Below are 26,196 nucleotides of genomic sequence, written 5' to 3'. Positions count from 1 at the left end.
GAATAATCCTAAAAATTCAGCAGGGAACTGACGCCATGAAATTACAAACACGCATCGTTCTGTTATGCGGAACAACATTACTGGGGTTAATTGTACTGTCAGCGGTTGCATTAAACACGCTGTACCAATCTATGATGACGGAGCGTACCGGCCAGCTTTCGACGCTGGTAGAGCTCGCCCATGCCGCCGCACAAAAAGCCTACGATCTTGAAAAGACCGGTCAGTTATCGTCTGAAGCGGCGCAAAGTGAAGCCAAACGCGCCATCAGCAGTTTTCATCAGGGCGATCGCTATTTCTTCGTGCGCGGTTTCACCAATGACATTAATTATGTCCATCCCAACCCCAAACGCGTGGGCATCGTCGATGCCAACGGCGGCAAAGAGGCCGGAGAACGCTATCGTGGAGCGCTGGAGGGCAAGACAATCGGTACGGTGATCGCCAACGGCACGCGTCCGGGAACTCAGGATCCGGTTGAGAAGCTGTATGCCGTTATCAAATTCGAGCCTTGGGACTGGACCATCGGCTATGGCGACTACATTGACGATATTCAGCAGGCTTTCTGGCGTAACGCGGGTATCCTGCTGTCCATCGGCGTCGTATTGCTGCTGATTATTTCGGCGTTGGCATGGAATATGTTGCGTACGCTGTTGCGCCAGTTGGGCGGCGAGCCGCAGTACGCGGTGGATGTGGTCAGGCAAATCGCCGACGGCAATCTGGTGGTCGACGTGCAGACGCGCGCCGGGGACCAGACCAGCATTCTGTATGCTATCCGCATCATGCGCGACAATCTTTCACATCTGGTGAGTCAGGTGCGCGGGAGCACTAACTCAATCGCTACCGCTTCGGCGCAAATCGCTTCCGGCAACGAAGATCTGTCATCGCGCACCGAGTCGCAGGCCAGCGCGCTGGAGCAAACGGCCGCCGCGATGGAGGAATTGACCGCTACCGTTCAGCAGAACGCCGAAAATGCGCGGCATGCCAATGAACTGGCGGTGTCCGCCTCGGATGTGGCCGTACGCGGCGGATCGGTGGTTAAACAGGTGGTCGACACCATGGATTCCATTGATGTTTCTTCACGCAAGATCGTGGATATCACCGGCGTTATCAACGGCATTGCGTTTCAGACCAACATTCTCGCGTTGAACGCGGCGGTGGAAGCGGCCCGTGCCGGCGAACAAGGCCGGGGTTTTGCCGTGGTGGCGAGTGAAGTCCGTACTCTGGCGCAGCGTTCCGCATCGGCGGCGAAAGAGATCAAAAACCTGATTGATGATTCGGTATCCAAAGTCGGCGAAGGCACGGAGCTGGTGAAGCGCGCCGGCGATACCATGAGCGAGATCGTCGAGAGCGTACAGCGGGTGACTGCAATGGTGGGCGAGATCAGCTCGGCCAGCTCAGAACAGAGTTCGGGGATTGAGCAGGTCAACCTGGCGGTATCTCAGATGGATCAGAGCACGGAGCAGAATGCGGCGCTGGTGCAAGAAGCGCTGGCGGCGGCGAAGTCGCTGAGCGATCAGGCTCAGGAACTGTCTCGCACGGTGGATAAGTTCCACGTCAACGAATCCGCCGGCTATCTGCCCGCGTCGGTATAGCCGCGTTGCCGGTTGGCTGATGGCAGGCGTTTGGCGTTCGCCAAACGCCTGCTGAACACCCCTCTGATTGGTCGGCAAGCCAACGTCGGGGGCGGCTGTTATCAAGCGCTTTTCCAACTCGTCAGTCGTCCGGCTAGTTCACCGTCGACAGCAGCAGCCGCGTATAAGGGTGCTGCGGTTGGCTGAATATCTGCTCGACATCGCCGGTTTCCACGATTTCACCGTCTTTCATCACCGCAATGCGGTGGCTCATATGTTGCACCACGCCGAGATCGTGGGAGATAAACAGCATGGAAAGCTGCAACCGACGTTGTAGCGCCACCAGCAGATCCAATACCTGCGCCTGGGTGGTGACGTCCAGCGCGGAAACCGGTTCGTCACAGATCAGCAGGTCTGGCTCGGAGGCCAGCGCTTGGGCGATCGAGACCCGTTGCCGCTGGCCGCCGGAAAGCGCCGTCGGCCGTCGCGACAGCAGATCCGGCGTCAGCCCGACTAACGTCAGCAGCGTCAGGATGCGCTGTTGCCGATCCGCCTGGCTGAGATCGCGGCGTAATCGCAGCGGCTGCCGGAGGATTTGCGCCACGGTAAATTGCGGATCGAACGAGCCGAGCGGATCCTGGGTGATGGTCTGAATACGGGCGCGCAGCGGGCGGCGTTCATGTTCCGGCAAGGCGCTCCAGGGGCGCTCCGCCAGCCGTACCTCGCCGCGATCCGGTTTTTGCAAGGCCAGAATAATTTTCCCCAGCGTGGTTTTTCCCGAGCCGGACTCGCCGACAATACCCAACGTTTCCCCACGTTTCACTTCCAGCGATACCCGGTTGACGGCATCCATACGGCTGCCGTCGGGGCGGGTAAAAGCGACGGATACCTGATCCACGTGCAGAGCGGTGTCGGATAGCGTTTCGCCATGGGAGGCGGCGACCGATGACAAAACGCCGGCAGGAAGATCGTGGAGCGGATTTTCACCCGCCAGCCAGTCGCCGCGCGTTGCCGCGGTCGGGATCGCCGCCAGCAAACGGCGGGTATAAGGATGTTTCGGTGCGGAAAGCACCTGACCGACCGTGCCGGATTCGACCAGCGATCCGTTTTGCATCACCATCACGCGGTCGGCCACCTGCGAGACCACCGCCAGATCGTGAGTGATCAGCAGCACGCCGTGACCGGCCCGCGCCAGTGCGGTAAACACCTTTAGCACCTGCTGCTGTACCGTGGCGTCCAGCGCCGTGGTGGGTTCATCGGCAATCAGCAATTGAGGGCCGCCGGCCAGAGCGGAAGCGATAAGCGCCCGCTGGCGTAAGCCGCCGGAGAGTTCATGCGGATACTGGGCGGCTCGGTTAGCCGGGTCGGGGATCCCTGCCTGCTCCAGCAGCGCCGCGACCCGTCCGGCAATCTCCGTGCGCGGCAGCAAGCGGTGGGTGAGGATCGGTTCGGCCACTTCCTGCCCGATCTTGCGTAACGGATCGAGCGATACCAGCGCATCCTGCAAAATAAAGCCAATCTCGCGGCCACGGATATGCCGCCAGTCGCGATCGGTCAGGTAACGCAGGTCGCAGCGGCTGCCGTCATGGCGCAGCAGATCGAGGGCCGTGGCGCGAACGTCGGCATGTTCCCCCGCCAGCCCGACCAGCGACCGGGCGGTGACCGATTTCCCTGAGCCTGATTCGCCGACCAGCGCCAGTATTTCACCGGCGTTAACCTGAAAACTGAGGTTTTTTACCGACTCCACCGGCCCTTGTCCGCCGCCGGGGAACGTCACGCTTAGCTCCCGTACGTTCAGCAGCGGTTGTACGGCGGGCGCGGTAAGGTGATGACTCATGATGCCCCGCCTTTTGCCAGAATGGTTTGTAAACGTCGTCCCAATAGCGTGATGGCGATAACGGAAAGCGCCACCACCGTCGCCGGGAACAGACTGACCCACGGCGCGATATCCAGGAAATTACGGCCGTCGGCCAGTAACGCGCCCCATTCGGCGGTGGGAGGAACCACGCCTAATCCAAGGAAACTCAACGCGGACGCGGACAGCACCGCGTGTCCGACGCCGATAGTGGCGACGATCAGCAACGGTCGCAGCGTGTTGGGAATGATATGCCGTACGACGATGTACAGCGGGCGCTCTCCCAGCGCGATGGCGTGTTCCACGTAACCCGAAAGCCGCACCTGAAGCACCTGCGATCTTACCAGCCGCGCATAGCCCGCAATCCCGGCCAGACCGACCGCCAGCAGCGTGTTTTCCGGGCCTCGCCCCAACACGGCGATCACCAGCAGCGCCAACAGCAGGTCGGGAAAGGCCAGCATGATATCCAGCAGACGCACCAGCGTCTGGCGCACCGGCGTGGGTGCCAGCACCGACAGCGTGCCGAACAGCACGCCGCCCAGACAGGCGATCAACATGGCGCCGACGCCGATGCTCAGCGACAGCGAGGTGCCGTGGATCACCCGGGCAAAGATATCCCGTCCCAGCGTATCGGTGCCGAACCAGTGAGCGCCGCTCGGCGGTTGCAGAACCGCGCCAAGATCCATTTCATCGGCGGCACGGCTGGTAAACAGCGACGGGAAAAATACCGCCAGCACCAGCAGAAAGACCATCGCCGCCGGCAACAGCGTCGCCGGGGAAAGCCAGGGGTTGCGATAGCTCGGGTGACGGCGTGTGCGCGGTAGTATCATAGATTCACTGCTCATGGGCGTTCGCCTTCTTGCGCAAACGGGGATCGACAATCAGGTATAAAGCATCCACCAACAGGTTAATCAACACAAACAGCAGCGCGGACAGCATGACCACGCCGAGCACCAGCGGCATATCGCGGGTTCCAATCGCTTGCAGCGTAATCTGTCCGATGCCGGCGCGTCCGAATACCGTTTCGGTGAGTACCGATCCGCCCAGCACGCTGGCCAGCAGCGTACCGGTCAGCGTTGACGCCGCCAGCGTCGCATGGCGCAGCGCGTGGCGGACTCTAAGCCGGGTTTCGCTGACGCCGCGGGTGCGCACCGTCAGGGCAAACGGCTGGGACAGGGCTTCTTCCAGCCCGTCGCGCAGCACCTGACTGAGAAGCGCCGCAATCGGCAGGCTGAGGGTGATGATCGGCAGCACCAGTGAGATCGGACCGTCATTGCCGGTGACCGGGAACCATTGCAGATGAAAGCTGAAGATGCTCAGCAGAACAATCCCGATCCAGTATACCGGCGTGCTGAGCAGCGTCAGCTCCAGCCAGGAGACCAGACGCCGCAGTTGATGGTAGCGCCCGGCGGTGATCAGCGCGCTGGTAATAGCCAGCGCCAGCGCCAGCGTTAGTCCGCCGAGCGCTAGCGGCAGCGTTTCGCGCATGGCGTCATGGATGACCGACAGCACCGGTTGCCGATATTGGTAGCTGATGCCGAAATCACCCTGCAACGCCTGGGCGCAATAACGCAGGTACTGCATCCACAGCGGCTGGTCGAGGCCGAATTGCCGGGTCAGCGCCGCCCGATAGGCGTCGTCCACCACGTTGTCGCCGCCGCTGAGAATCGCGATGGGATCGCCGGGGATCAGTTTAACGGCGATAAACGTCAATGTGGCCGCGCCCCAGAGCACAGCCAGAATGGTTAACAGACGTTTGCCGATCCCCGCCAGATTAGCGTTTAATCCAGGCATCATAGAAGTTCGGTTTAGCATTGGTCGCCCAGTTTATTCCCTGTACCTGCTTCGACAAACCAAGCTGGTAAGCCGGAATATAGACCGGGAGGACATAGGCTTGATCGATAACTTCATGCTGAATATCGGTATAGAGTTGTTTACGCTCGGCGTCGCCGGCGCCCACCGCTTTTCTCAGCTTTTCATCCAGTGCGCTGATGCGCGTGAAATTGTTGCCGTTAGGCGGCGCATAGGCGGAGTCAAACACCGTGCGCAGGATATCGGGTTCGGCGCGGACGAAAAAGTTGGAGGCGATATCGTATTCATTGGCATTGGTTCGGCTGGTAAACCCGCCGGCATCAACCGGATCGAGTTGCAGATCAAATCCGGCCTGCTTGACTTGATACTGAATCGCCTGGAACAGCGTTACGTCGGCGGCCTCAACGTTTGTCGTGGCATAAACGAACGTGACCGTCAGGCGTTTGCCGTCCTTAAGGCGATAGCCCGCGCTGTCTCTGCTGTTCCAGCCTGCGCTGTCCAGTAGTTGGTTGGCTTTTTGCAAATCAAATCCCCAGCGTGATTTCACCGTGGGATCGTAATAAAGCGTTGCCGGGCCGACAACGTTATCCGCCGCTTTCAGCGTGCCGAAAAAGGAGACTTTCACCGCCGTCGCGGTATCCGCCGCGTTCTGGAACGCCTGGCGAACCTTGACGTCCTGGAAAGGCCCTTTCGTCGTGTTCAGGTAGAGCACGCGGTTGACGCCCGGGTTTTCATAGGTGAGCACGTCCAGACGCGGATTCTTTTTCACCGCGGGGTAATTGGCCGGCGGAACGGCGTCAATCGCCTGAATCTGGCCGCTGGTCAACGCGCCCAACCTGACGGAGGCTTCCGGCAGATATTTAAAGGTAATGCCGTCCAGATAAGCCGGGCCGGTGTGTTTGGCATAACCCGGCCCCCAGTTATAATCCGCGCGTTTGCTCAGCTTGCTGCCGCTGCCTTTGACAAAGGAGTCCAGAATAAACGGCCCGGATCCCACCACCGTATTGCTGGTGTTCGGCGTGTTCTTCAGGTAGGTCGGCGACTGGATGCCCAGATACGGCAGGCTCAGTCCTTGCAACAGCGGTGCGAACGAAGAGGAGTAATGGATCACTACCGTGTAGTCGTCGGGCGTGGTGATATTGTCGATCGGCCCTAACAGCGATTTGGCATAGCTGGAGGTGGTTTTCGGATCGAGAATGCGCTCAAGATTATATTTCACCGCTTCGGCATCCAGTTTGGTGCCGTCGCTGAAGGTCACATCCTTGCGCAGATGGAAAGTGTATTCGGTATTGTCGTCGTTGATTTCCCAGCGCTCTGCCAGCCAGGGGGTAAAACGGTTGTCCTCCGCCTGGCCGACCAGCGAGTCCACCACGTTGCGGGCGATCAGCGCCGTCACGCCGTAGGCGGTAATGTGCGGATCAATGATGGGGGTGTCGCTGCCCAGCCCGACATTCAGTATGCCGCCCTGAACCGGTTTTTCCGTGTTGTCTGCGCTCCATGCGCTGGGGTTTAGGGTGAAAAGCAGTGAGAAAGCGCCTGCGGTGAGGAGTTTAGCCGTCGGAAATCGGCGTTGCTGATGATTTTTTTCCATTCCCTGAGTCCTTGAAATTTTACATTAGCCCATCTTATGTTGCTGTAAATGTAGGGAGGCGGAGGAACGGTGTAAAAGTACAAAAAATACTTTTTAATGCCAAAAAAGTATATAACGGAAGAAAGCGTGCCTGCCGGAAGTGTGTGGAAAGCAGAGCGATTCAGGCCGGAAGAAAAAACGGCCGCCTGTTGTTGAGGCGGCCGGTGTCGTATGAAGAGATGAAATTAGCGGGTCGCTTCGGAAAGCGGCACTTCAGCATCCGGCGCATGGGTGATGCGGTTGCGCAGGTCGCGGCGCACGATTTCCACCAGCCAGAAGCAGAACATGTGGCCGAACAGTTCAGAGAAATGCTCCGCAAACGGCTGATCCCACGGCGCCGGAACGGTGCCGAACAGCGGCAGCAGGAAAACGTGGAATACGACGTGGAGAACCAGGCCGTAAAACGCACCCTGCCAGAGTTTGATTTTGGGATTGAACTCAGCGACGACGCAATACAGCACGGCAAAAGTAATGGAAAAACCAAAGTGCATGATAAAGCTCATGATTGGTCTTGCGTTGCCATTATACAGGTAGGTAATGTGCGACATTTCATAAGACATGCCGAGCTGTTGTAATAATTCCTGCGGCGGGTTAGTCATGTCTCGCAGCGGCGTTCTTGGCGGAAAAGGAATTTCCCAGCCGAACTTGGCAAGTGCGCAAACGAGGCCGGCAATTATCCCGACGAGCAGCGCTATCAGGATTTTTTCCTTTGTGGTTCGTAACTGCATACTATTCTCCCTAAATAACCTGGTAACAGGTTTAATTCCGTGCAAAATCGCGCGCGGAATCAAATCCAGTCAAACATTTTGTTGTTAAATTAACCACATAACTGATTGAAAGCGATCAAGAACCCATCCACATAGTGCAGTGTTATCTATCGGGGTAGGTTCTTATTCGGCAGGGATAATACACCTATCAATAAATATGATCGATTTTATATTGATAGCAGGAAAAGCGTAATGTGAAAATAATGATGCCGGCTAGAGGAACAATGGTTATTTATTATTTCTAAATGTATATTTATGTAAATCCTTTTTTTTGAAATCAGCGGTTATCTGGCGATTTTATAAATATTATAACGAATTAAAATAATAACTATGCTATGTAAATTAAATAAGTATATGCGCTACGTTATTGCAATGAATAGAACATACTGACGCATCAGCGATCGTTCGGTCGACGTTCTGCGAGCGTAATAGACTCTATCGATCAGACGATAAAATAACCGTGCGCCGGTTCACCTATTTCGAATCACTGATTAAAGTCGGCTAATATTTTGTCAAACAGGTTATTTTGTTCATCCTCTTGGTTCAAAGGAAAAACAGTCATGTCGCAAACCGTTCACAACAATCGCCGCATCGTATTGGCGCAGCGTCCGCATGGCGCGCCTGTGCAGGATAATTTCCGTTTAGAGCAGCAGCCGATTCCAGAGGTAAAAACAGGGGAAGTGCTGCTGCGCACGGTTTTTCTGTCGCTCGATCCTTATATGCGCGGACGCATGAGCGACGCGCCGTCGTATGCCAAACCGGTTGAGCTGGGAGAGGTGATGGTCGGGGCGACCATCAGCAGGGTGGCGGCTTCGAAACACCCGGATTATCACGTCGGTGACTGGGTGCAGGCCTACAGCGGCTGGCAGGACTATGCCGTTTCCGACGGTCGCGGATTAACCAATCTGGGGCCGACGCCCAAAAATCCCTCTTATGCGCTGGGCGTGCTGGGGATGCCGGGCTTCACCGCCTATATGGGGCTGATGGACATCGGCCAACCCAAGGCCGGGGAAACGGTGGTTGTCGCGGCGGCGACAGGGCCGGTCGGGGCGACGGTCGGGCAAATCGGCAAGCTGAAAGGGTGCCGTGTGGTTGGGGTAGCCGGCGGCGAGGAGAAATGCCGCTATGCGCTTGAAACGCTGGGATTCGATGCCTGTCTCGATCACCGTGCGGCGGATTTTGCCGAACAGTTGAAAAAAGCTTGCCCGCAGGGGATTGATATCTATTTTGAAAATGTCGGCGGCGCCGTATTTGATGCGGTGTTGCCGCTGCTGAATACCTCTGCGCGTATTCCGGTATGCGGATTGGTTTCCAATTATAACGCGACCGGCTTGCCTGACGGGCCGGATCGCCTGCCGTTGCTGGCGGGCACGATTTTGAAAAAACGTATCCGGATGCAGGGATTCATCGTTTTTGACGACTACGGCCCGCGGTTTGGTGAGTTCTGGCAAGCCGTAGAGCCGTGGGTGGCGCAAGGAAAGATCAAATACCGGGAACAGATCGTTGAAGGATTGGATAACGCTCCCGAGGCGTTTATCGGGCTGTTGCAGGGGCGCAATTTCGGCAAGCTGGTGGTGCGCGTCGGGCCGGATGCGTAAAGCTTTATCCATCGCCCGGTTCGCCCGCGGATGAGCCGGGAAAAACGGTGGAGACGGGAGATCTGAAGGATTCAAGAATTGATTAACACCGCGCAGAGACTTTTCGCTATTATTGCCGGCTGTTTCACCTGCCTATGATGAGTTATGGAACGTTTTATTGAAAATATGATGTACACGTCGCGCTGGTTACTGGCCCCGATTTATCTGGGGTTGTCGCTTGGCCTGCTGGCGCTGATGCTTAAATTTTTCCAGGAAGTCTACCATGTCCTGCCGAATGTTTTTGCCATGGCGGAGTCCGATGTGGTGCTGACATTGCTGTCGCTGATCGATATGACGCTGGTGGGCGGGTTGCTGGTGATGGTGATGCTGTCCGGCTATGAGAACTTTGTGTCGGCATTGGATATCTCCAGCGGCCGGGAGAAGTTGAACTGGCTTGGCAAGATGGACTCCGGCTCACTGAAGAATAAAGTCGCCGCGTCGATCGTGGCGATCTCTTCTATCCATTTATTGCGCGTTTTTATGGATGCGCGCAATATTCCCGACAACAAGCTGATGTGGTATGTGATTATCCACCTGACATTCGTGTTGTCCGCTTTTGTCATGGGCTATCTGGATCGCGTGTCGCGTTACGAGAAAGCCAAGTAGTTACTTTCGCCGCCCGCCGTTTTGTTTGGCGGTGCGGGCTTACCTGCTTTCATCCAGCCAGTCCGGCAGATCGTTCAATCCCATCGCCTGACGCACCAGCGTGGGTTTAATGCCGGGCAGTTTATCCGCCAGCACCAGACCGACATCGCGCAACAGTTTTTTGGCCGGATTCTCGCCGTCAAACAGCTCGCGAAAACCCTGCATGCCGGCGAGCATTACGGCGGCGCTGTGCTTGCGTTTACGCTCGTAGCGCCTGAGATAGAGGTGCCGGCCAATATCTTTGCCCTGTGATTGCAGGCGCTTCAGCTCGGCAATCAGATCCGCCACGTCCATAAAACCGAGGTTGACGCCCTGACCCGCCAGAGGATGAATGGTGTGGGCGGCATCGCCAACCAGCACCAGTCGATGGGCGGCAAAACTCCGGGCGTAGCGCCCGGTCAGGGGAAAGGTTTGGCGTTCGCTTTCCAGTTCGCACAGCCCCAGACGCATATCGAACGCCATCGCCACCTGCTGATTAAATTCGCTTACCGGCAGCGACAGCATGGCCTGCGCCCGATCGGGCGGCAGCGACCAGACGATCGAACTGAGATGCGGATCGCTCAGCGGCAGAAAAGCCAGCATGCCGTCGCCGTGAAACACCTGGCGCGCGACCGAGTGGTGGGGCGACGCGCTGCGGACGGCGGCAACCAGCGCGTGATGGCCGTAATCCCAGAAGGTCAGGGGAATATCCGCATGTTGGCGCAGCCAGGAATGGGCGCCGTCCGCTCCGATAACCAGACGGGCGGTGAGCATGCTCTCGTCCTGTAGGGTGATGAAGGCTTCGTTTTCTCCCCAGGCAACCTGTTTTAAGGCGGCCGGCGTCAGCAACGTGATATCGCTTAACTGGGCGGCGCGTTGCCACAGCGCCTGCTGAATCACCGGGTTTTCGATAATATGCCCGAGGTGCGAAAAGCCAAATTCTTCGCCGCTGAAGCTGATTTTGCCAAAGCTGTCTTTATCCCAGACTTCCATGGCGTTATAGGGGCTGACGCGCTGTGCGGCCAGATTTTCCCACACCCCCAGATGACGCAGCAGGCATTCGCTGGCGGCATTGATGGCGGAGACCCGCAGCGCGTGTTCTGTGCCGGGCGCGTGCGGCGCCGGCGGCTGTTTTTCCAGCACCGCGACCCGCAGACCGCTGCCCTGTAAGCCGCAGGCTAACGCCAGACCCACCATGCCGCCTCCGGCAATAACCACGTCGAATGATTGCATTCAGCTCTCTTCCTGTTGTGTTGATCGGTGAACTTAACGTTCCACCCAGCCCAGCGTGCGGCGGGCAAATGCGTCGCGCAACTGCGGCAAATTATTCATGGCCATCAGACCCAGATTGCGGCCAATCTCCAACGAGGGATAGCGGTTGGCGAACAGCCTGACCAGCCCATCGGTGATCGCCACCGTCGCATGCTGGTCGGGCTGACGGCGCTGTTGGTAGCGGCTGAGTACCGGATAGCTGCCGGGGTCCTGTCGGTTTTTAGCGGCATCCACCACCGTTTCCGCCAGCGACATCACGTCCCGCAGCCCCAGATTAAAGCCCTGTCCGGCAATCGGGTGCAGCGTTTGCGCCGCATTGCCCACCAACGCAAGACGATGATGGATATGCCCGCTGGCGGTCAGTAAGCGTAAAGGATAGCTGCGGCGTTCGCCAATATGGGTGAAAGCGCCTAAGCGCCAGCCGAACGCCGACTGTAACCGCCGGCGGAATTCGGCCTCACTCCAGCCATCGACCTGCGCTTGCCGGTTTTGCGCATGGCACCAGACCAGCGAACATCGTCCTTTGCTCATCGGCAACAGCGCCAGCGGGCCATGCGGCGTAAAGCGTTCGAACGCTCGGCCCCGATGCGCTTCCGATGTGGTGACGTTGGCGATGACCGCGATCTGATCATAGTCCTGCTGCCGCCATTGGATGCCGCAGGATTGAGCCAGCATGGAGTGCGAGCCGTCGGCGGCGACCAGCAGTTGCCCGGTCAGCGTCGCGCCGTTATCCAGCGTCAAGGTGGCGTCATGCCGAGTGCGGGCAACGGAAACCACGGTGGCCGGACAGTGCAGGCGAACGCCGGGGGCCTGTTGCAGCAGGGCGAATAACCGTTGTCCGGCTTCGTGCAGTTCGATCACCTGACCCAATGCCGGCACACGATAGTCCGATGCTTGCAGATTCACAAAACCGGCATGACCGCGGTCGCTGACGTGTACGTGAGTTATCGACGTGGCGCAGCTCGCCAGCGCCTGCCAGATACCGACGGTTTCCAACTGCTGACAGGTGCCTTCCGCCAGCGCGATGGCTCTGGCGTCGAACCCCGGGTGCCGACGATCGCCCGGCGACTGCGCTTCAATCAGCTCAACCGGCACTTTTCCTTGCGACAGCGTGGATATCGCCAGCGCCAGCGTCGCGCCGGCCATGCCGCCGCCGACAATCATTACCGTCATTTTCTTGTCCTGATGATGGTTATCCCGCTTTTTTCTAAACGGTTCGCGCCGGCCGTCATTGCCCGGCCGCGTTCGCCATTAACGCTTCAATGGCATCGGCGTCTTTCACTACGCCGGACGTCAGGTTTTCGTTGCCGTTTTCGGTGATCAGAATGTCATCTTCAATACGGATACCGATGCCCCGATATTGCTGAGGAACGCTGGCGTCAGGGGCAATGTACAAACCGGGTTCGACCGTGAGCACCATGCCGGGTTCGAGCGGACGGCCGCGATCCGTTGAACCGTAATCGCCAACATCATGCACGTCCAGCCCCAGCCAGTGGCTCAGTCCGTGCATAAAGAACTGACGATGGGCCTGTTCCGCCATCAACTGCTCCACTTCGCCTTTCATGATCCCAAGCCCTACCAGCCCGCTGACCATGACCCGCACCACTTCTTCATTCACTTCACGGATGCTGCGGCCCGGCGCGAACAGTTCCAGTGCCCTGAGTTGAGAACGCAGCACAATGTCGTAGATGGCGCGCTGCGGGGCGGTGAACTTGCCGTTCACCGGAAATGTCCGGGTAATATCCCCCGCGTAGCCGCGATACTCGCACCCGGCGTCAATCAGCACCAGATCGCCGTTGCGCATCTGCGATTCATTTTCGGTGTAGTGCAAAATGCAGGCATTATCGCCGCTGCCGACGATGGTGTTGTACGAGGGGTAGCGCGCGCCGTGACGGGTAAACTCATGGTGAATCTCGCCCTCAAGCTGGTACTCAAACATGCCGGGACGGCATTTCTCCATGGCGCGGATATGGGCCAGCGCGGTGATTTCGCCCGCGCGGCGCATAACGTCGATTTCCGCTTGAGATTTGAATAACCGCATTTCATGCACCCACGGACGCCAGTCCGTCAGCGTCGCGGGGGCGATGAATCCCTGACGGGAACCTTTACGCAGCCTGTCCAGCGCCGCGAACACCAGCCTGTCGGCATAGTCGTACTCGCCCTGGGCGTGGTAAATCACATCCAGACCGTTAAGCAGTAAATGCAACTGCGTGTCGATTTCGCCAAAAGGCAGCGCCCGATCGACGCCCAGTTTCGCCGGGGCGGCTTCCTGTCCGAGACGGCGTCCGAACCAGATTTCGGCGGTGAGATCGCGCACGCGGTTGAAAATCACGCTATGCTGATGTTTTTCATCGCTTTTAACCAGAAGCAACACGGCTTCGGGTTCGTTGAAACCGGTGAAGTACCAAAAGTCGCTGTTCTGACGGTAAGGATAATCACTGTCGGCGTTGCGCGTCGCTTCCGGCGCGGCAAAAATAATCGCCGCACTGGCGGGAGCCATTTTCTCCAGCAGTGTCTGACGACGGCGAAGCAATTCTTGTTGGTTCATCACCTGCTCCTGAAAATATTGCGTACTGTTTGCTATCCCACGGTCTGGTTTGGCGAGGAATTAGTGCAGCGTCGGTTTTTTCTGTTCCGGCGCCGCAATCGGCTGGCTCATAAATTCGTTATGGCACAAAATGGCGGAGACGCGCACATATTCGATCACTTCCTCAAGCGATTGTTCCAGCTCTTCCTGATCTTCATCCTCGTCATAACCGAGCTGGGCAATGTTGCGTAAATCGTCAATCGCTTCTTTCAGCTCGCCCTGTACTTTGTTCAGCTTCGGCTGCACCACGCCCAGACCCAGCAAAAAGTGGTTTACCCAGCCGGCCAACGCATCGGCCCGGTCAAAAACGGTCACCGATTCGCTATTGTCATCCGGCAGGAAAAGCTGAAACATGAAACCCTCATCTTCAAGCGTTTCACGTGTCACCTGATACAGGTGCTGAAGGGGCTGAGACAGCGTCTGCGGGAAGGCCATGCCCTCATTGGTCAGCTCGAATACCAGCGTTCTCCAGCTGTCGTCATGGTTGCCGCCACACAACATCCCGCTGATTAACCCGTGCATTTCCGCCGCGGTCAGCGCGATCTGTTGTTGGTGAAGTAGTGTGTCAAGGGCTGCATAGCCTGGAAACGTATTTTCTATAGACATGCGGATTCGTCATCGTTGGCAGGATTGGTTCGTGATATGCTACCACCAAGCTCTGGGGGTATACCAGAAAGGGCTTGTATCTTATATTTTGGATATATATAGTGACGCCCGCTTTAACTGGCCCGTGTCAGGCAGCGCAGGATTTATTCCAGGCGGGCGCGAAAACGAAATAAGTCAGGAAGGTGGTATGTCTGCACAACCCGTAGATATTCAGATTTTTGGCCGTTCGTTAAGAGTCAATTGTCCGCCGGAACAACAGGAAGCGTTGAATCAGGCTGCGGAAGATCTTAACCAGCGGTTGCAAGATCTTAAAGTTCGCACTAGAGTCACCAACACAGAGCAGCTGGTTTTCATCGCCGCGCTGAATGTGTGCCATGAACTGGCGCAGGAACGGGGTAAGACCCGCGACTATGCCGCCAACATGGAACAGCGGATTCGTATGCTGCAACAGACCATCGAACAGGCGCTGTTGGAGCAGGGGCGCATTACCGATCGTCAGGGCGCTCAGTTTGAGTAACCGCGAGTTTTAACAAAAGTTCGGTGTTTTTACGCGATAAGACGTGATAAGGTTTATCGCGAGTAACGAATAAAATTTCTCTGAGATGTTCGTCAGCGGGTCAGTCCCCTGAGCCGATATTTCAAACCAACAGAATGTAGTGCTCCGCGGTTGGTGAGCATGCTCGGTTCGTCCGAGAAGCCTTAAGACTGCGACGCTATGTTCACCTTGAACCAAGGGTTCAAGGGTTACAGCCTGCGGCGGCATCTCGGAGATTCCCTTTCTTTCATTTGTGATCAATCACGGCGATTACCTTCTCGTATGCAGCCGATTTCATCATCCACGCCATCGCTTTCTTCCGCTCAACTTCGTCAGCAAATCCGTCAGGACGTGCGGCAGCGCCGTCGTCAGCTTAGCGCCGAGCAACAGGCGCAGTTTGCGCAACAGGGCGCCGAGCGGGCCATCAAGCATCCGAAAATCCGGCAGGCCGACAGCGTGGCGGTATTTCTTGCCTTTGACGGCGAGCTGAACACGCAACCGTTGATCGATCTGCTGTGGCGGCAGGGCAAGCGGGTTTACCTGCCGGTATTGCACCCTTTCAGCGCCGGGCATTTGCTGTTTCTGCGTTATGCGCCGGATACGCGGCTGGTGGTCAATCGGCTGAAGATTTTAGAACCCCGGCTGGATGTGCGCCAGGTATTGCCGCTGCAACGGCTGGACGTGCTGTTGACGCCGCTGGTGGCGTTTGACAGCCAGGGGCAACGGCTGGGAATGGGCGGCGGTTTCTATGACCGCACCCTGCGGGACTGGCGGCGGTATGGGCCTTACCCGATTGGTCTGGCCCATGATTGCCAGCACGTAGAGGCGTTGCCTGTTGAGCGCTGGGATATCCCGCTGCCGGAAATCATCACCCCCTCGCGCTACTGGCGGTGGGAGGCGGAAGAGTGATTTTCCACCAGCGCCGGGTGCCTTTCGTGTCCCAACATCTGCTGCACCAGCTCAACGCAGCGCAGAAAACGCGTATCGTAGTCTGATTCCTCGACGTGGACATAGCGGATATCGTTTTCCTCCAGCATGGCCGTCAGCAGATTCTGGAATTCCATGCGTGCCGCTGAACTGCCGAGACTGCGCAATCCGTCGGCCACCCACGGCGTGTTGTTTTCCAGCAGAATAACCAGATCGAAGCGATACTCATCGATCAGCGCCTGCACGAACGGGTGTTCCCGGCCTTCATACTTTTTGCAGAACGCCTGCGTGGTAACAAAATCGGTGTCGATAAACGCCACTTTATTGGCGTATTTCACGGCAAAATCAATGTACTGCGCCTGACCCAGCGCGATTTTATCGTAGTCGGAATATTGCAGCGCCATTTCGTCGCCCCCCAGATGAGAGAACACGTAATCGCGGCCGTATTCCCAGGCGCTGGTGGTATTGAAGATATTCGCCAGCTTGTTGACCAGCGTGGATTTGCCGCTGGACTCGCCGCCGAGGATGGCGACGGTGCGCACAAAGAACGGTTTGACCTCTGTCGGAATGTATTCCCAATAGCGGAAAGGATCATGACGGATCTGTGAACCGCTGATGCTCATAAAGGAACGCTGGGGATCGACCAATACCGTCTCAATACCCAACTGTTCGCGATACTGCGGGGCATCCTGTTCTTCACTGGTGTACACGAAATTGGGCTCGATGCTTTTCTCGCGCATAAAGGCCTTAATCCCTTTGCTCCACACGTCCCAGCCGTGCGGGTAGGGCTCCATGCCCTGTTCGTTAAAAGCATGGATACGGATATTTTTCTGATACTTGAAGGTTTGCAGCAGCCAGCGCAGCCGATCGCTGACCGTGGGCTGCTGCGACATGGAACTGTTCTCGAACAACAGGCGATCGCGTGGTTCGTCGTAGCCCAGAATGACATGCAGTTCGTCCACCTGGCTGCACGCGCGCTGGATCAGATAGATATGGCCGGTATGCAGCGGATAGAATTTGCCGAAGACCACGCCAATCTTTTTTTCGTGTCGTGGGAATTCCAGCCCGAGGAAGCGGTGCAGGGCTTCAAGCTTCTGCGCGCTGGGGCTTTTGATTTTGGCATTCAGCAACTGGCTGAGATAGCCCTTGGTCATCTCTGTCGCATCAGCGACCTGCTGCAACGTGCATCCCTTTTGCCGGATGGCGGATTTCAGATAATCGAATGGCGACATAGTCCGACGCTCCAGTTTAGTGTGCTAAACAAAATAGCACAGAGCGGCGGGCTTTGGACTATTCGCGGGATAAATTACCGTCCAGATGTATACCCAGTTTTTCAAACGATGCTGCTATCACTGCGGGATCAGTGCTACAAAGGCGATAAGAAGGGAATACTTATAAGACATGCTCAAGTTATACATTAACTATACTAATTGGTAATAAGAAATAACAAAAAAGCCATAAGGTATAAAAATAAATAAAAAACATAAAGTTATGTTTTTATTGGGCGTTTGTTATGCTTTTTATTATCTTCTTGACAAAAGATAATCATAAATATAAATTATTTAACACTAGTGAAACTTCATAAAAGCTAATAGGAATGCAAGAAATTACAGTAAATGGAAAGTCTTATTTTTTCCCTCTTGGTGTAAAATTGTCAAAAGTAGCAAGTGACATTGACTCTATTAAGTTTCAATGCCTGCAAGGGAAATGTGGTAAATGCCTGGTAAAAGTAAGTCACGGAAATTTAGGGAGTGTCAGCAATTCAGAGAAAGAATTTCTGGATTTAATGGGATTATCCCCATCTGAACACCGTTTACTCTGCCAATGCTCGCTGGACGAAAAATCTATTGTAGATAGCTTTAAGGGATAAATATGGATTTTGATAAAAAAATTACGGATGAACTACAGTCTCTTTCCCTATTGAATAATTACAGAGGCGCCATTGCCGTATTATTAGACTGGTTACAAATTATTATCGCAATTTCTTTGTCGTGTTACATTAATAATGTATTTTTTTACTTTCTGACTGTTTTTTTTATTGGTTCGAGACAACGAGCTTTAGCTACAATACTGCATGAATCAGCGCATCGGGTGCTTGCGTCCAACGTGAAGCTCAATGACTTTTTAGGAAAGTATGTTAGTGGATACACTATTTTTCAAACATTTAAAAAATATGCTAGAAGTCATGTGATTTTACACCATAACTTCCTTGGGGATCTTGATAAGGATCCTGATTCCCAATACTATCGGGAATCTAATCTTTTCGACACATCGTCAAAAAGAAAGTTTTTATGGTCTCATCTTATATCGCCATTACTTCTTAGTAAAAGCCCTTCATTTATCCGATACCTGATCAAAAATCGACTGGGTGATATTAAAGACAGGGAGGTGAAAACTCTCTTGATAGTGTGGTTTTTCATTCTGCTACTGTGCTATTTAACAGATGCTTTCTCGATTTTATTTTTTTATTGGATTGTTCCTCTTATTACCACTTTCCCTATGATTGGGTGGTTTATTGAGCTTGCTGAACATTATCCTATTATCGATAATGACGATGATATTGATAAAACCTGGAACAGATTCAGCGCAAAAGCGGAATTGTTTTTCACCGGTATGCACGCGGAAAACTATCATTTGACACATCATCTCATGCCCAGTATTCCGTTCTGGAATTTGAAGAAGGCTCACGAAATAATGATGCAGGACATCGACTATAGAAAAAGAAACCAACGCATGGGCGGCATTTTCCTTTCTGCCAATAACAACGAATCATTGTGGAAAAAGATAATAAAGAACTTGGACGCGGTAAAAAATGACAGGAGCGGAAACCGTGAATACCAATAAGATTGCCGGGATCGTTTACGCGCTGTTAGCCGCTATTTTCAACGGAACCGTGGGCGTTTTGAGCGTCAAACTATTTCAGACAGGACTTTCACCAGCCCAGGTGGCGTTTTACAAATGCCTTATCGGGTTGGCTATCATCTTTGTCATTATCATGAGTTCCGCCAGAAGAGCCGCTCTGTTCCATTTCATAAAGTCACACTGGCATGTGGTGCTGATTTGTTCTTTCTTTGGCTTTTTTATGCTGTATCACTTCGAAACCAGTGCCTATTCGACGACGAACGTAGCCACCGTCGTATTCATGTTGTTTGGTACGGCGACCGTCTTTTCTTTTATGCTTTCGGCAATAGCTGAAAAGCGCTTATTTTCCTGGAAAGAAATCCAGGCCATAACCTTGTCCATCGTCGGACTGTACCTGATTTTTTCCGATGAAAGCGGCATCGAACTCACTTTCACCGTCGGTCTCATCAATGCCATGCTCGCGGGTATCGGGTATGGTTTATTCCTGTTTCTGTCCAAAAAGCTGAAACTGGGCGCGGGGATGCCGCAGATGTGTACGCTGCTCCTGTTCGGCAGCATCTACCTCTATTTCCCGGTACATTCTTCCTCTTTGGCGGCCTCTGTCACGGTTGAAATGGCCGTCATGCTGCTCCTGCTGGCTATTTTGCCCACTATCGGCGGTTTCTGGTGCACGACCAAAGCGCTGACGCTGACGTCGAGCCAATCGGTGCAATTAATCGAGTTATCCGAGCCGGTTTTTGCCATTCTTTTCAGCGCCATTTTTTTAGGGCAGCTCTCCTCGCCCGTGCAATATATCGGTGGAGCGTTGATTTTCCTTGCCATCCTCCTGCATGAATTTTCCCCCTCACGGTTTTCGCTAAAAAAAGCGCGATATTAAAACCCGGCCAAACGGGATACCTCTTACCAGATTAACGAGTCAGGATGGCGAGTCGATTTATCACTTGATCCCCCCGGCGGAGCCGGGGGATATGGGATTCAGAGGTCGTTCAGGATATCCAGCGCGTCGGTCAGTTTTTTGACGCCGAAAACCTGCATATTGGCGGGCGGTTTTTTCGGCATATTGGCATGGGGAACGATGGCGCGTTTAAAACCATGCTTGGCCGCTTCCGCGATACGTTCCTGTCCGCTGGGCACCGGACGGATCTCCCCCGCCAGCCCGACTTCGCCAAACACCACCAGATCCTGCGGCAACGGGCGATCGCGCAGGCTGGAGACCAGCGACAGCAGCAACGCCAGATCGGCGCTGGTTTCGGTGACTTTGACGCCGCCCACCACGTTAACGAACACGTCCTGATCCGACATCTGCAAGCCGCCGTGACGATGCAGCACCGCCAGTAAAATGGCCAGCCGGTTTTGCTCCAGCCCGACCGCCACCCGGCGCGGGTTGGCCATCATCGATTGATCCACCAGCGCCTGAATCTCCACCAACAGCGGGCGCGTGCCTTCCCACACCACCATCACCGAACTGCCGGCGGTGATCTCATCGCCACGGCTGAGGAAGATGGCGGAAGGGTTGCTGATTTCACGCAGTCCCTGTTCGGTCATGGCAAATACGCCCAGCTCGTTGACGGCGCCAAAGCGGTTTTTATGGCTGCGCAGGGTGCGGAAACGGGAATCGGCATCGCCATCCAGCAACACGGAACAGTCAATACAGTGTTCCAGCACTTTCGGGCCGGCCAGCGAACCATCTTTGGTGACGTGACCGACCATGATAATGGCGACGCCGCGGGTTTTGGCAAAGCGGGTCAGATAGGCGGCGGTTTCACGCACTTGCGCCACACTGCCGGGTGAAGACTGAATATCGGCCAGATGCATCACCTGAATGGAGTCAATCACCATCAGCTTTGGCTGTTCCTGCTCGGCGATCAGGCAAATTTGTTCGATGCTGGTTTCAGACAGCATATTCAGGTTTTGCGCCGGCAAGCCGAGGCGATGGGCGCGCATCGCCACCTGCTGCAATGACTCTTCTCCGGTCACGTACAGGGTTTTCATCTGTTCGGACAGTTTGCACAGCGTTTGCAGCAGCAGGGTGCTTTTACCCGCGCCGGGGTTGCCGCCGATCAGGATCGCGCTGCCCGGCACCACGCCGCCGCCCAATACGCGGTCGAATTCCTGAAAACCGGTGGAGAAACGCGGCAACGCTTCCAGACTGATTTCCGACAGTTTTTGCACCCGGCTGATACCGGCGCTTTCACCGGCATAGCCTGTCAGACGCTCGGAACGTGAAGAGGCGGCCGCCGTCAGACGAACTTCGGTAATGGTGTTCCAGGCATGACAGGCGCTGCACTGTCCCTGCCAGCGCGGATAATCAGCTCCACATTCATTACATACAAAGGCGCGTTTGACTGCTTTTGCCACGGTTGACCTCGGTTGGATTAACGTTCTTCGTGTCTCATGCTGCCGCTGAGGATACACAGTACCCCGGTCAGATCCGCATGGCGGATTATCACGGCGGACTGCTCGTTGACTTTCGGTTTGGCATGATAGGCAATGCCCAAGCCAGCGGCTTTGATCATCAGCAGATCGTTGGCGCCGTCGCCGATGGCGACGGTCTGCTGTGGCGGAATGTCCAGTTTTTCCGCCAGTTCGCGCAGGGTGTTCGCTTTAAATTTCGCATCGATAATCGGGCCGATGACTTCGCCGGTCAGTTTACCGTCCCGCATACCCATTTCGTTGGCGACCGCGGCAACCAGGCCCAGTTCCTCACGCAGATAATCGGCGAAATAGGTAAATCCGCCGGAAGCGATGGCGATGTGCCAACCCGCCTGCTGAAGTTGAGCGACCATGTTGGTTAAGCCAGGCATCAGCGGCAAGGTTTTACGCACCTCATGCAGAATATTGGCGTCGGCGCCTTTTAGCGTGCCTACCCGCTGACGCAGGCTGGCCGCAAAATCCAGTTCGCCGCGCATCGCCCGTTCGGTGACTTCGGCAACCTGCTCGCCGGTTCCCGCCAGTTTGGCGATTTCATCGATGCACTCGATCTGAATCGCCGTGGAATCCATATCCATCACCAGCAGGCCGGGCGCGCGCAGGGTCGGCGCGTTACGCATCGGGCATACGTCCAGGCCCAGTTCATGCGCCAGCTTCTTGGCCCGCGGCGTCAGCGTGCCGGCCAGCCGCACCACCTGATAATCACCCACATTCCAGGCGCTGACAATCACCATTGCGGCCCCCAGTCTGCGCTGGTAGCGGGCAAGTAAATTTTTATCGAGGACGTCGCTGTATAATAACCAGCCGGTGTCGCCGGCGCGGTAATCGAGCGGCATCACTTCATCACCGCTCAGCGATAGCGGCAGTCCCGGCCAACAGTTAATCTCGTTCGGGAGATCACGATAGGTCAGACTATTCGACATGGGGCAGATCCTCTACTGGCGGTAATAATGTGGCCGGGCGCATCCTGTTCGGCGTGTGCATCCGTTTAGCCACAAAACATATCGGTCGGAAAACAGGGCAACAAGCTATCCTATCGTCGACGCTTCTGGCAACATAAAGTATCCAATTTGCGTAAGGATTATCATGGTTCGGGCACGGGTAAAATTTCGCCTACATCGCACAGCCATTGTGCTGATTTGCTTAGCTCTGCTGGTGATACTGATGCAGGGCGCTTCTTATTTTAGTCTGAGTCACCAGATGGCGCGCTCCGAACAGGTGGAAGAGCTGGCGCGCACCTTGACCAGCCAGGTTGCCTACAGCCTCTCTCCGCTGATGGAAAGCGCTGACGATAACAGCCTGAAAATCAATAATATCCTTAAGCAACTTACCGATCATAGCCGTATTCTGGATGCCGGCATTTATCAGCAGGATGGTTCGTTGATCGCCCGCGCCGGCGAGCAGGTTCAGCTCCGGGATCGGCTGGCATTGGATGGCAATCGGGTCGGCAGCTACTTTAACTATCAGTTGGTGCAGCCCATTGAGGGCAAAGACGGTCCGATCGGTTTTCTACGTATTACGCTCGATACGCACGTGCTGGAGACCGAAGCCAAGCAGGTGGACAACACCACCAATATTCTGCGCTTGATGATTCTGCTGTCGCTGGCGATCGGCATCATTCTAACCCGTACCCTGTTGCAGAACCGCCGCACCCGCTGGCAGCAGTCGCCCTATTTGCTGACCGCCAGTACGCCGGTGAAAGAAGATGATGGCGAGGATACGGAGAAGGAAAATCCGGGAAAACCCTGAGGTGAAACATCATGTACGTAGAATAGGCACGAAGACTTCTGGCATGATGATTAATTAAAATTTTACGGCAATTATGAAGAGTAAAGCATTGATGACGAGTCTCTTGCACGCCACCGACCTTACGCTTGCGTACGATAAAAAAATCATCGCCGAAGCATTGAGCGTCACCATTCCGGATAATCAATTCAGTGTGATTATCGGCCCTAATGCCTGCGGCAAATCCACGTTGCTGCGGGCGCTGTGCCGGTTATTGAAACCGCTGGCGGGAGAGGTGCTGCTGGATGGCAAAAACATTCATCATCTCCCCACTAAAGCGCTGGCCCGGCAAATCGGCCTGCTGCCGCAGCATGCCATCGTACCGGATAACATCACGGTGGCTGATCTGGTGGCGCGCGGGCGCTATCCGCATCAGAACCTGTTGAAACCGTGGAGCGCGGCGGATCAGGAAGCGGTAGAGCAGGCGATGCTCGCCACCAACGTCAGTTCACTGGCTGAGCGTAGCGTGGATGAACTATCTGGCGGTCAGCGCCAACGGGTATGGATAGCCATGGTGCTGGCGCAGCAGACCTCGCTGTTGCTGCTGGATGAGCCCACCACCTGGCTGGATATGGCGCATCAGATTGATCTGCTCGATCTGTTTCGCGATCTTCACCAGCAACATGACCGTACGCTGGTGGCGGTGCTGCACGACCTGAATCAGGCCTGTCGTTATGCCGACCATCTGATCGTTATGCAGGCCGGACGGCTTATGGCGCAGGGGAAACCTTCCGAGATCGTCAGCGCCGACCTGATCAGACAGGTGTTCGGCATGCCTTGCGTGATTATTGACGACCCGGTATCTCACACGCCGCTGATTGTGCCGTGTGGACGTTACCACCCGATCCCAGGTGTTGCTATCGTCTGACCGTTGCCGATAAGCCCACATCCCATATGCCTGCTCAGGCATTAAAAAACCAAAATTCCGCCGCTAATTAAAAAAATGCTAATGATAATAAATATCATTAGCATTTTGCATTTTTGCTGTGCTAAGGTTTTTTGGCAAAAAAATAGGGTTACATGGGATGATGTTAACAATATTGCGCAAAGGTTAATTATATGAAAATAAAGCATAAAAAAAGTTTTCATGCCTGCTTGCATATGGGATGGGTACTGGCAATAGTGCACCCAGTTCCGGGCATGGCGGCAGACACAACGGCCGGCTCACAGGGCGACACCATCACAGTGGTCGCCGGAACAACAAATGAATCGCCCACCGCGCCGCTTAAAGGAATGGTGGCGACCACCAGCCAGGCCGGCAGTAAAACCGCAACGCCATTGATAAAAACGCCGCAATCTATTTCCGTTGTCACCCGCGATCAGATGGATGCGCAGGATGTGTCCTCGGTTCCGCAGGCGTTGCGCTATTCCGCCGGGGTGATTTCTGAGTACCGCGGCAGTTCCAACCGTTATGATGAGGTGTTTATTCGCGGATTTTCCTATGTACCGCGATTTTTGGACGGTTTGAGTTTCGGCGGTTCGGCCGGGTCGCAAACCGGGGTGATTGAACCCTGGTTGCTGGAGCGGGTGGAAGTGGTCAGAGGCCCGGCGTCGGTGCTCTACGGCCAGGTCAATCCCGGCGGCCTGGTCAGTATGACCAGCAAACGTCCGACGGCCACCCCGATACGCAAAGTCCAGATCAAAGGCGGCAATAATGAGCTGGCCCAGGGGGCGTTTGACTTTGGCGGCGCATTGAATGATGACAATACCCTGCTGTATCGCCTCAACGGTCTGGCGCGCACCCAGAATAATCAGGTCAAGGATTACAAAGAGACGCGCTACGCGATTGCGCCGTCGCTGACCTGGTATCCCAATATCGATACCCGCTTCACGTTGCTGACCAGTTTCCAGAAAGATCCCGATGCCGGCTACCGCAACTTCCTGCCGTCGGTGGGTACGGTATTCGGCACCGAGCGGGGTTATATTCCCCGTGATTTTAATGTCAGCGATCCGTCCTTTAATCTGTCAGAGCGCGAGCAATCCGCTATTGGCTATGAGTTTGAACATAACTTCGGCGAGATATTTACTTTCAGGCAAAATGCGCGCTACGCCAATATCAATCAGAAATACAAATACTTTGTCTATGCAAACTCCGCCAGTACCTATGTGCTGAACCGACGCGCTCAGGTAGAAGAGCGTGATACCGATGAGTTTGTGCTGGATAATCAGTTACAGGCCCAGTTCGCCACCGGGGCGGTGGATCATCTGGTGTTGACCGGCCTTGACTATAAATGGAATAAGGATCGGCAGAAACTGTGGCGGGGCAGCAGTACCAGCTACCAAATTGATTGGTCCTCTCCCAGCTATGGTATATCAGTGGATGAGAGCACTCTGAGCAAGGCAACGGATGAGTTACAGACGCTGGATCAGTTCGGCGTCTACGCGCAGGATCAAATGGAATGGAATAACTGGAACCTGTTGCTGTCGGGGCGCTACGACTGGACGGAAGTACGCACCAACGACTATCTCGACAGCACTCAGATCCAGCAAAACGATAACAAGTTCACCGGCCGCGCGGCGTTGCTGTATGCCTTCGATAACGGCGTTTCGCCGTATATCAGCTACAGCACGTCGTTCGAACCCAACCTGCAAACCAACCGTGCGCCGGGCGCTGCGCCTTTTGATCCGACCACCGGCAAACAGGTGGAAGTCGGGGTCAAATATCAGCCGCCGGGCTGGAATACCTTGATGAGCCTGTCGCTCTACGATCTGCGCCAGCAGAACGTGTCCACCTATAACAGCAGCCTGGGCTGGTTTGAACAGATCGGCGAAATCCGCAATCAGGGACTGGAGGTGGAAGTGCATTCGGCATTGACCGAATCCATCAACCTGATCGCCTCCTATAGCTATATCGATTCCGAAACCGTCAAAACCACCGTGGCCGGCACGCAAGGTAAAACCCCGGCGCGTATTCCCTCGCATATGGCTTCACTGTGGGGGGAATATAATTTCCACTCCGGCGCGGCGAACGGTCTCGGTCTTGGTCTGGGCGCCAGATATATCGGCACCAGCCAGGGTAACGCCCAGAACACCTTTAAAGTTCCCGCCGCCGACTTATACGATGCGAAAGTCAGCTATGAACTGGGCGGTCTGACGCCATCGCTGAAAGGCGTGTCGGCGCAGATCAATCTGAATAATATGTTCGACAAAAAATATGTCGCCTCGTGTGCTTCCGCCACCGCCTGCTTCTACGGTATCGGGCGTACGGTTACCGCGACGGTGAATTATGAGTGGTAGCGCCTCTCATCACTGAACAGACCATGGCGATCGTTTCGGTCGCCATGGTGGTCAACCCTCTT

General features: G+C 55.3%; 23 protein-coding genes and 1 other RNA gene. 12 read left to right on the top strand and 12 right to left on the bottom strand.

Translation table 11 applies throughout. The features are described 5' to 3' along the window. The first annotated feature begins 35 nt into the window (after positions 1-35). The gene (locus JG725_RS10920; protein WP_172290263.1) at positions 36-1,589 is read left to right on the top strand and encodes a methyl-accepting chemotaxis protein; all 1,554 of its coding nucleotides are present in this window, start codon (positions 36-38) and stop codon (positions 1,587-1,589) included. A 133-nt stretch (positions 1,590-1,722) separates the two neighbouring features. Here the strand turns inward: JG725_RS10920 and JG725_RS10915 are convergent, their stop codons facing one another. From JG725_RS10915 to JG725_RS10895, 5 genes are all read right to left on the bottom strand, one after another. Beyond that, on the bottom strand, positions 1,723-3,405 hold the full coding sequence (locus tag JG725_RS10915; protein WP_199377991.1) for an ABC transporter ATP-binding protein: 1,683 nt from the start codon (positions 3,403-3,405) through the stop codon (positions 1,723-1,725). Beyond that, positions 3,402-4,268, bottom strand: a complete 867-nt coding sequence (locus tag JG725_RS10910; protein WP_172290261.1) for an ABC transporter permease — start codon at positions 4,266-4,268, stop codon at positions 3,402-3,404. Before JG725_RS10910 ends, JG725_RS10915 begins: the two co-directional genes overlap by 4 nt. Beyond that, complete coding sequence (locus JG725_RS10905) at positions 4,258-5,220, bottom strand: ABC transporter permease (RefSeq protein ID WP_172290260.1); 963 nt, start codon at positions 5,218-5,220, stop codon at positions 4,258-4,260. The genes JG725_RS10910 and JG725_RS10905 overlap by 11 nt, the downstream gene beginning before the upstream one ends. Then, positions 5,198-6,826, bottom strand: a complete 1,629-nt coding sequence (locus JG725_RS10900; RefSeq protein ID WP_199377989.1) for an ABC transporter substrate-binding protein — start codon at positions 6,824-6,826, stop codon at positions 5,198-5,200. The genes JG725_RS10905 and JG725_RS10900 overlap by 23 nt, the downstream gene beginning before the upstream one ends. A gap of 224 nt (positions 6,827-7,050) precedes the next feature. Further along, positions 7,051-7,593 (bottom strand): DUF1440 domain-containing protein, encoded by a 543-nt coding sequence (locus JG725_RS10895; RefSeq protein ID WP_172290258.1) that lies wholly within the window; start codon positions 7,591-7,593, stop codon positions 7,051-7,053. A gap of 599 nt (positions 7,594-8,192) precedes the next feature. Here JG725_RS10895 and JG725_RS10890 point away from each other — a divergent pair. Beyond that, positions 8,193-9,230 carry an NADP-dependent oxidoreductase gene (locus JG725_RS10890; RefSeq protein WP_199377987.1) on the top strand — a complete coding sequence of 346 codons (1,038 nt, stop codon included), beginning with the start codon at positions 8,193-8,195 and terminating at the stop codon, positions 9,228-9,230. Positions 9,231-9,374: 144 nt separating this feature from the next. Then, on the top strand, positions 9,375-9,875 hold the full coding sequence (locus JG725_RS10885; RefSeq protein WP_172290256.1) for a TIGR00645 family protein: 501 nt from the start codon (positions 9,375-9,377) through the stop codon (positions 9,873-9,875). Positions 9,876-9,914: 39 nt separating this feature from the next. On the opposite strand, the gene ubiI is transcribed toward JG725_RS10885, so the two are convergent. From ubiI to JG725_RS10865, 4 genes are read right to left on the bottom strand one after another with little or no spacing between them, the layout of a single operon-like run. Next, on the bottom strand, positions 9,915-11,126 hold the full coding sequence (gene ubiI / locus JG725_RS10880; protein ID WP_199377985.1) for an FAD-dependent 2-octaprenylphenol hydroxylase: 1,212 nt from the start codon (positions 11,124-11,126) through the stop codon (positions 9,915-9,917). A gap of 33 nt (positions 11,127-11,159) precedes the next feature. After that, entirely contained in the window at positions 11,160-12,338 is a 1,179-nt protein-coding gene (gene ubiH / locus JG725_RS10875; RefSeq protein WP_199377983.1) for a 2-octaprenyl-6-methoxyphenyl hydroxylase, read from the bottom strand. Positions 12,339-12,393: 55 nt separating this feature from the next. Beyond that, the gene (pepP, locus tag JG725_RS10870) at positions 12,394-13,713 is read right to left on the bottom strand and encodes a Xaa-Pro aminopeptidase (protein WP_199377981.1); all 1,320 of its coding nucleotides are present in this window, start codon (positions 13,711-13,713) and stop codon (positions 12,394-12,396) included. Positions 13,714-13,773: 60 nt separating this feature from the next. Beyond that, on the bottom strand, positions 13,774-14,358 hold the full coding sequence (locus JG725_RS10865; RefSeq protein WP_199377979.1) for a YecA family protein: 585 nt from the start codon (positions 14,356-14,358) through the stop codon (positions 13,774-13,776). Positions 14,359-14,545: 187 nt separating this feature from the next. Here JG725_RS10865 and zapA point away from each other — a divergent pair, with 187 nt between their 5' ends. The 3 genes from zapA (at position 14,546) to JG725_RS10850 (ending at position 15,802) form a co-directional block, all read left to right on the top strand. Further along, a complete protein-coding gene (gene zapA / locus JG725_RS10860; protein WP_048639681.1) occupies positions 14,546-14,875 on the top strand; it encodes a cell division protein ZapA in 330 nt (109 codons plus the stop codon). A gap of 74 nt (positions 14,876-14,949) precedes the next feature. Continuing rightward, a non-coding RNA gene (ssrS, locus tag JG725_RS10855) (6S RNA) lies at positions 14,950-15,133 on the top strand. A gap of 42 nt (positions 15,134-15,175) precedes the next feature. After that, positions 15,176-15,802, top strand: coding sequence for a 5-formyltetrahydrofolate cyclo-ligase (locus JG725_RS10850; protein ID WP_172290251.1), 627 nt, complete (start codon positions 15,176-15,178; stop codon positions 15,800-15,802). Here the strand turns inward: JG725_RS10850 and nadR are convergent. Beyond that, positions 15,775-17,052: a multifunctional transcriptional regulator/nicotinamide-nucleotide adenylyltransferase/ribosylnicotinamide kinase NadR gene (gene nadR / locus JG725_RS10845; RefSeq protein WP_172290250.1), complete on the bottom strand. Its 1,278-nt coding sequence runs from the start codon at positions 17,050-17,052 to the stop codon at positions 15,775-15,777. The genes JG725_RS10850 and nadR overlap by 28 nt on opposite strands. 365 nt (positions 17,053-17,417) lie before the next feature. Between nadR and JG725_RS10840 the strand changes: the two genes are divergently transcribed. The 3 genes from JG725_RS10840 to JG725_RS10830 are packed head-to-tail and all read left to right on the top strand — an operon-like array spanning position 17,418 to position 19,559. After that, positions 17,418-17,690, top strand: coding sequence for a 2Fe-2S iron-sulfur cluster-binding protein (locus JG725_RS10840; RefSeq protein ID WP_199377977.1), 273 nt, complete (start codon positions 17,418-17,420; stop codon positions 17,688-17,690). Positions 17,691-17,692: 2 nt separating this feature from the next. Then, positions 17,693-18,664, top strand: a complete 972-nt coding sequence (locus JG725_RS10835; protein WP_199377975.1) for a fatty acid desaturase family protein — start codon at positions 17,693-17,695, stop codon at positions 18,662-18,664. Beyond that, entirely contained in the window at positions 18,651-19,559 is a 909-nt protein-coding gene (locus JG725_RS10830; protein WP_199377973.1) for a DMT family transporter, read from the top strand. The genes JG725_RS10835 and JG725_RS10830 overlap by 14 nt, the downstream gene beginning before the upstream one ends. Before the next feature lie 98 nt (positions 19,560-19,657). On the opposite strand, the gene radA is transcribed toward JG725_RS10830, so the two are convergent. Next, entirely contained in the window at positions 19,658-21,040 is a 1,383-nt protein-coding gene (radA, locus tag JG725_RS10825; RefSeq protein WP_172290248.1) for a DNA repair protein RadA, read from the bottom strand. A gap of 17 nt (positions 21,041-21,057) precedes the next feature. Then, the gene (gene serB / locus JG725_RS10820) at positions 21,058-22,035 is read right to left on the bottom strand and encodes a phosphoserine phosphatase (RefSeq protein WP_199377971.1); all 978 of its coding nucleotides are present in this window, start codon (positions 22,033-22,035) and stop codon (positions 21,058-21,060) included. Between the two features lie 163 nt (positions 22,036-22,198). On the opposite strand from serB, the gene JG725_RS10815 reads away from it, so the two are divergent. The 3 genes from JG725_RS10815 to JG725_RS10805 all read left to right on the top strand — a co-directional run bounded on the left by JG725_RS10815 (position 22,199) and on the right by JG725_RS10805 (position 26,134). Beyond that, complete coding sequence (locus JG725_RS10815) at positions 22,199-22,861, top strand: YtjB family periplasmic protein (protein ID WP_172290246.1); 663 nt, start codon at positions 22,199-22,201, stop codon at positions 22,859-22,861. A gap of 91 nt (positions 22,862-22,952) precedes the next feature. Beyond that, positions 22,953-23,765: an ABC transporter ATP-binding protein gene (locus JG725_RS10810; RefSeq protein WP_199377969.1), complete on the top strand. Its 813-nt coding sequence runs from the start codon at positions 22,953-22,955 to the stop codon at positions 23,763-23,765. Positions 23,766-24,037: 272 nt separating this feature from the next. Further along, the gene (locus tag JG725_RS10805) at positions 24,038-26,134 is read left to right on the top strand and encodes a TonB-dependent siderophore receptor (RefSeq protein WP_233356403.1); all 2,097 of its coding nucleotides are present in this window, start codon (positions 24,038-24,040) and stop codon (positions 26,132-26,134) included. Positions 26,135-26,196: the final 62 nt, after the last annotated feature.

It is taken from the genome of Brenneria sp. L3-3C-1 (genome assembly GCF_016456245.1).
GTDB lineage: Bacteria > Pseudomonadota > Gammaproteobacteria > Enterobacterales > Enterobacteriaceae > Brenneria.
The sequence above is the reverse complement of the archived record's forward strand: the minus strand, read 5'-3'. Positions and strand labels throughout refer to the sequence as shown.

Coding starts and splice junctions, on each gene's coding strand:
- JG725_RS10920 (WP_172290263.1), top strand. CDS start 36: ATGAAATTACAAACACGCATCGTTCTGTTATGCGGAACAACATTACTG.
- ubiI (WP_199377985.1), bottom strand. CDS start 11,126: ATGCAATCATTCGACGTGGTTATTGCCGGAGGCGGCATGGTGGGTCTG.
- zapA (WP_048639681.1), top strand. CDS start 14,546: ATGTCTGCACAACCCGTAGATATTCAGATTTTTGGCCGTTCGTTAAGA.
- JG725_RS10915 (WP_199377991.1), bottom strand. CDS start 3,405: ATGAGTCATCACCTTACCGCGCCCGCCGTACAACCGCTGCTGAACGTA.
- JG725_RS10905 (WP_172290260.1), bottom strand. CDS start 5,220: ATGATGCCTGGATTAAACGCTAATCTGGCGGGGATCGGCAAACGTCTG.
- serB (WP_199377971.1), bottom strand. CDS start 22,035: ATGTCGAATAGTCTGACCTATCGTGATCTCCCGAACGAGATTAACTGT.
- JG725_RS10895 (WP_172290258.1), bottom strand. CDS start 7,593: ATGCAGTTACGAACCACAAAGGAAAAAATCCTGATAGCGCTGCTCGTC.
- JG725_RS10865 (WP_199377979.1), bottom strand. CDS start 14,358: ATGTCTATAGAAAATACGTTTCCAGGCTATGCAGCCCTTGACACACTA.
- pepP (WP_199377981.1), bottom strand. CDS start 13,713: ATGAACCAACAAGAATTGCTTCGCCGTCGTCAGACACTGCTGGAGAAA.
- JG725_RS10890 (WP_199377987.1), top strand. CDS start 8,193: ATGTCGCAAACCGTTCACAACAATCGCCGCATCGTATTGGCGCAGCGT.
- JG725_RS10835 (WP_199377975.1), top strand. CDS start 17,693: ATGGATTTTGATAAAAAAATTACGGATGAACTACAGTCTCTTTCCCTA.
- JG725_RS10805 (WP_233356403.1), top strand. CDS start 24,038: ATGGCGGCAGACACAACGGCCGGCTCACAGGGCGACACCATCACAGTG.
- JG725_RS10850 (WP_172290251.1), top strand. CDS start 15,176: ATGCAGCCGATTTCATCATCCACGCCATCGCTTTCTTCCGCTCAACTT.
- JG725_RS10910 (WP_172290261.1), bottom strand. CDS start 4,268: ATGAGCAGTGAATCTATGATACTACCGCGCACACGCCGTCACCCGAGC.
- JG725_RS10885 (WP_172290256.1), top strand. CDS start 9,375: ATGGAACGTTTTATTGAAAATATGATGTACACGTCGCGCTGGTTACTG.
- JG725_RS10840 (WP_199377977.1), top strand. CDS start 17,418: ATGCAAGAAATTACAGTAAATGGAAAGTCTTATTTTTTCCCTCTTGGT.
- nadR (WP_172290250.1), bottom strand. CDS start 17,052: ATGTCGCCATTCGATTATCTGAAATCCGCCATCCGGCAAAAGGGATGC.
- JG725_RS10900 (WP_199377989.1), bottom strand. CDS start 6,826: ATGGAAAAAAATCATCAGCAACGCCGATTTCCGACGGCTAAACTCCTC.
- JG725_RS10815 (WP_172290246.1), top strand. CDS start 22,199: ATGGTTCGGGCACGGGTAAAATTTCGCCTACATCGCACAGCCATTGTG.
- JG725_RS10810 (WP_199377969.1), top strand. CDS start 22,953: ATGACGAGTCTCTTGCACGCCACCGACCTTACGCTTGCGTACGATAAA.
- ubiH (WP_199377983.1), bottom strand. CDS start 12,338: ATGACGGTAATGATTGTCGGCGGCGGCATGGCCGGCGCGACGCTGGCG.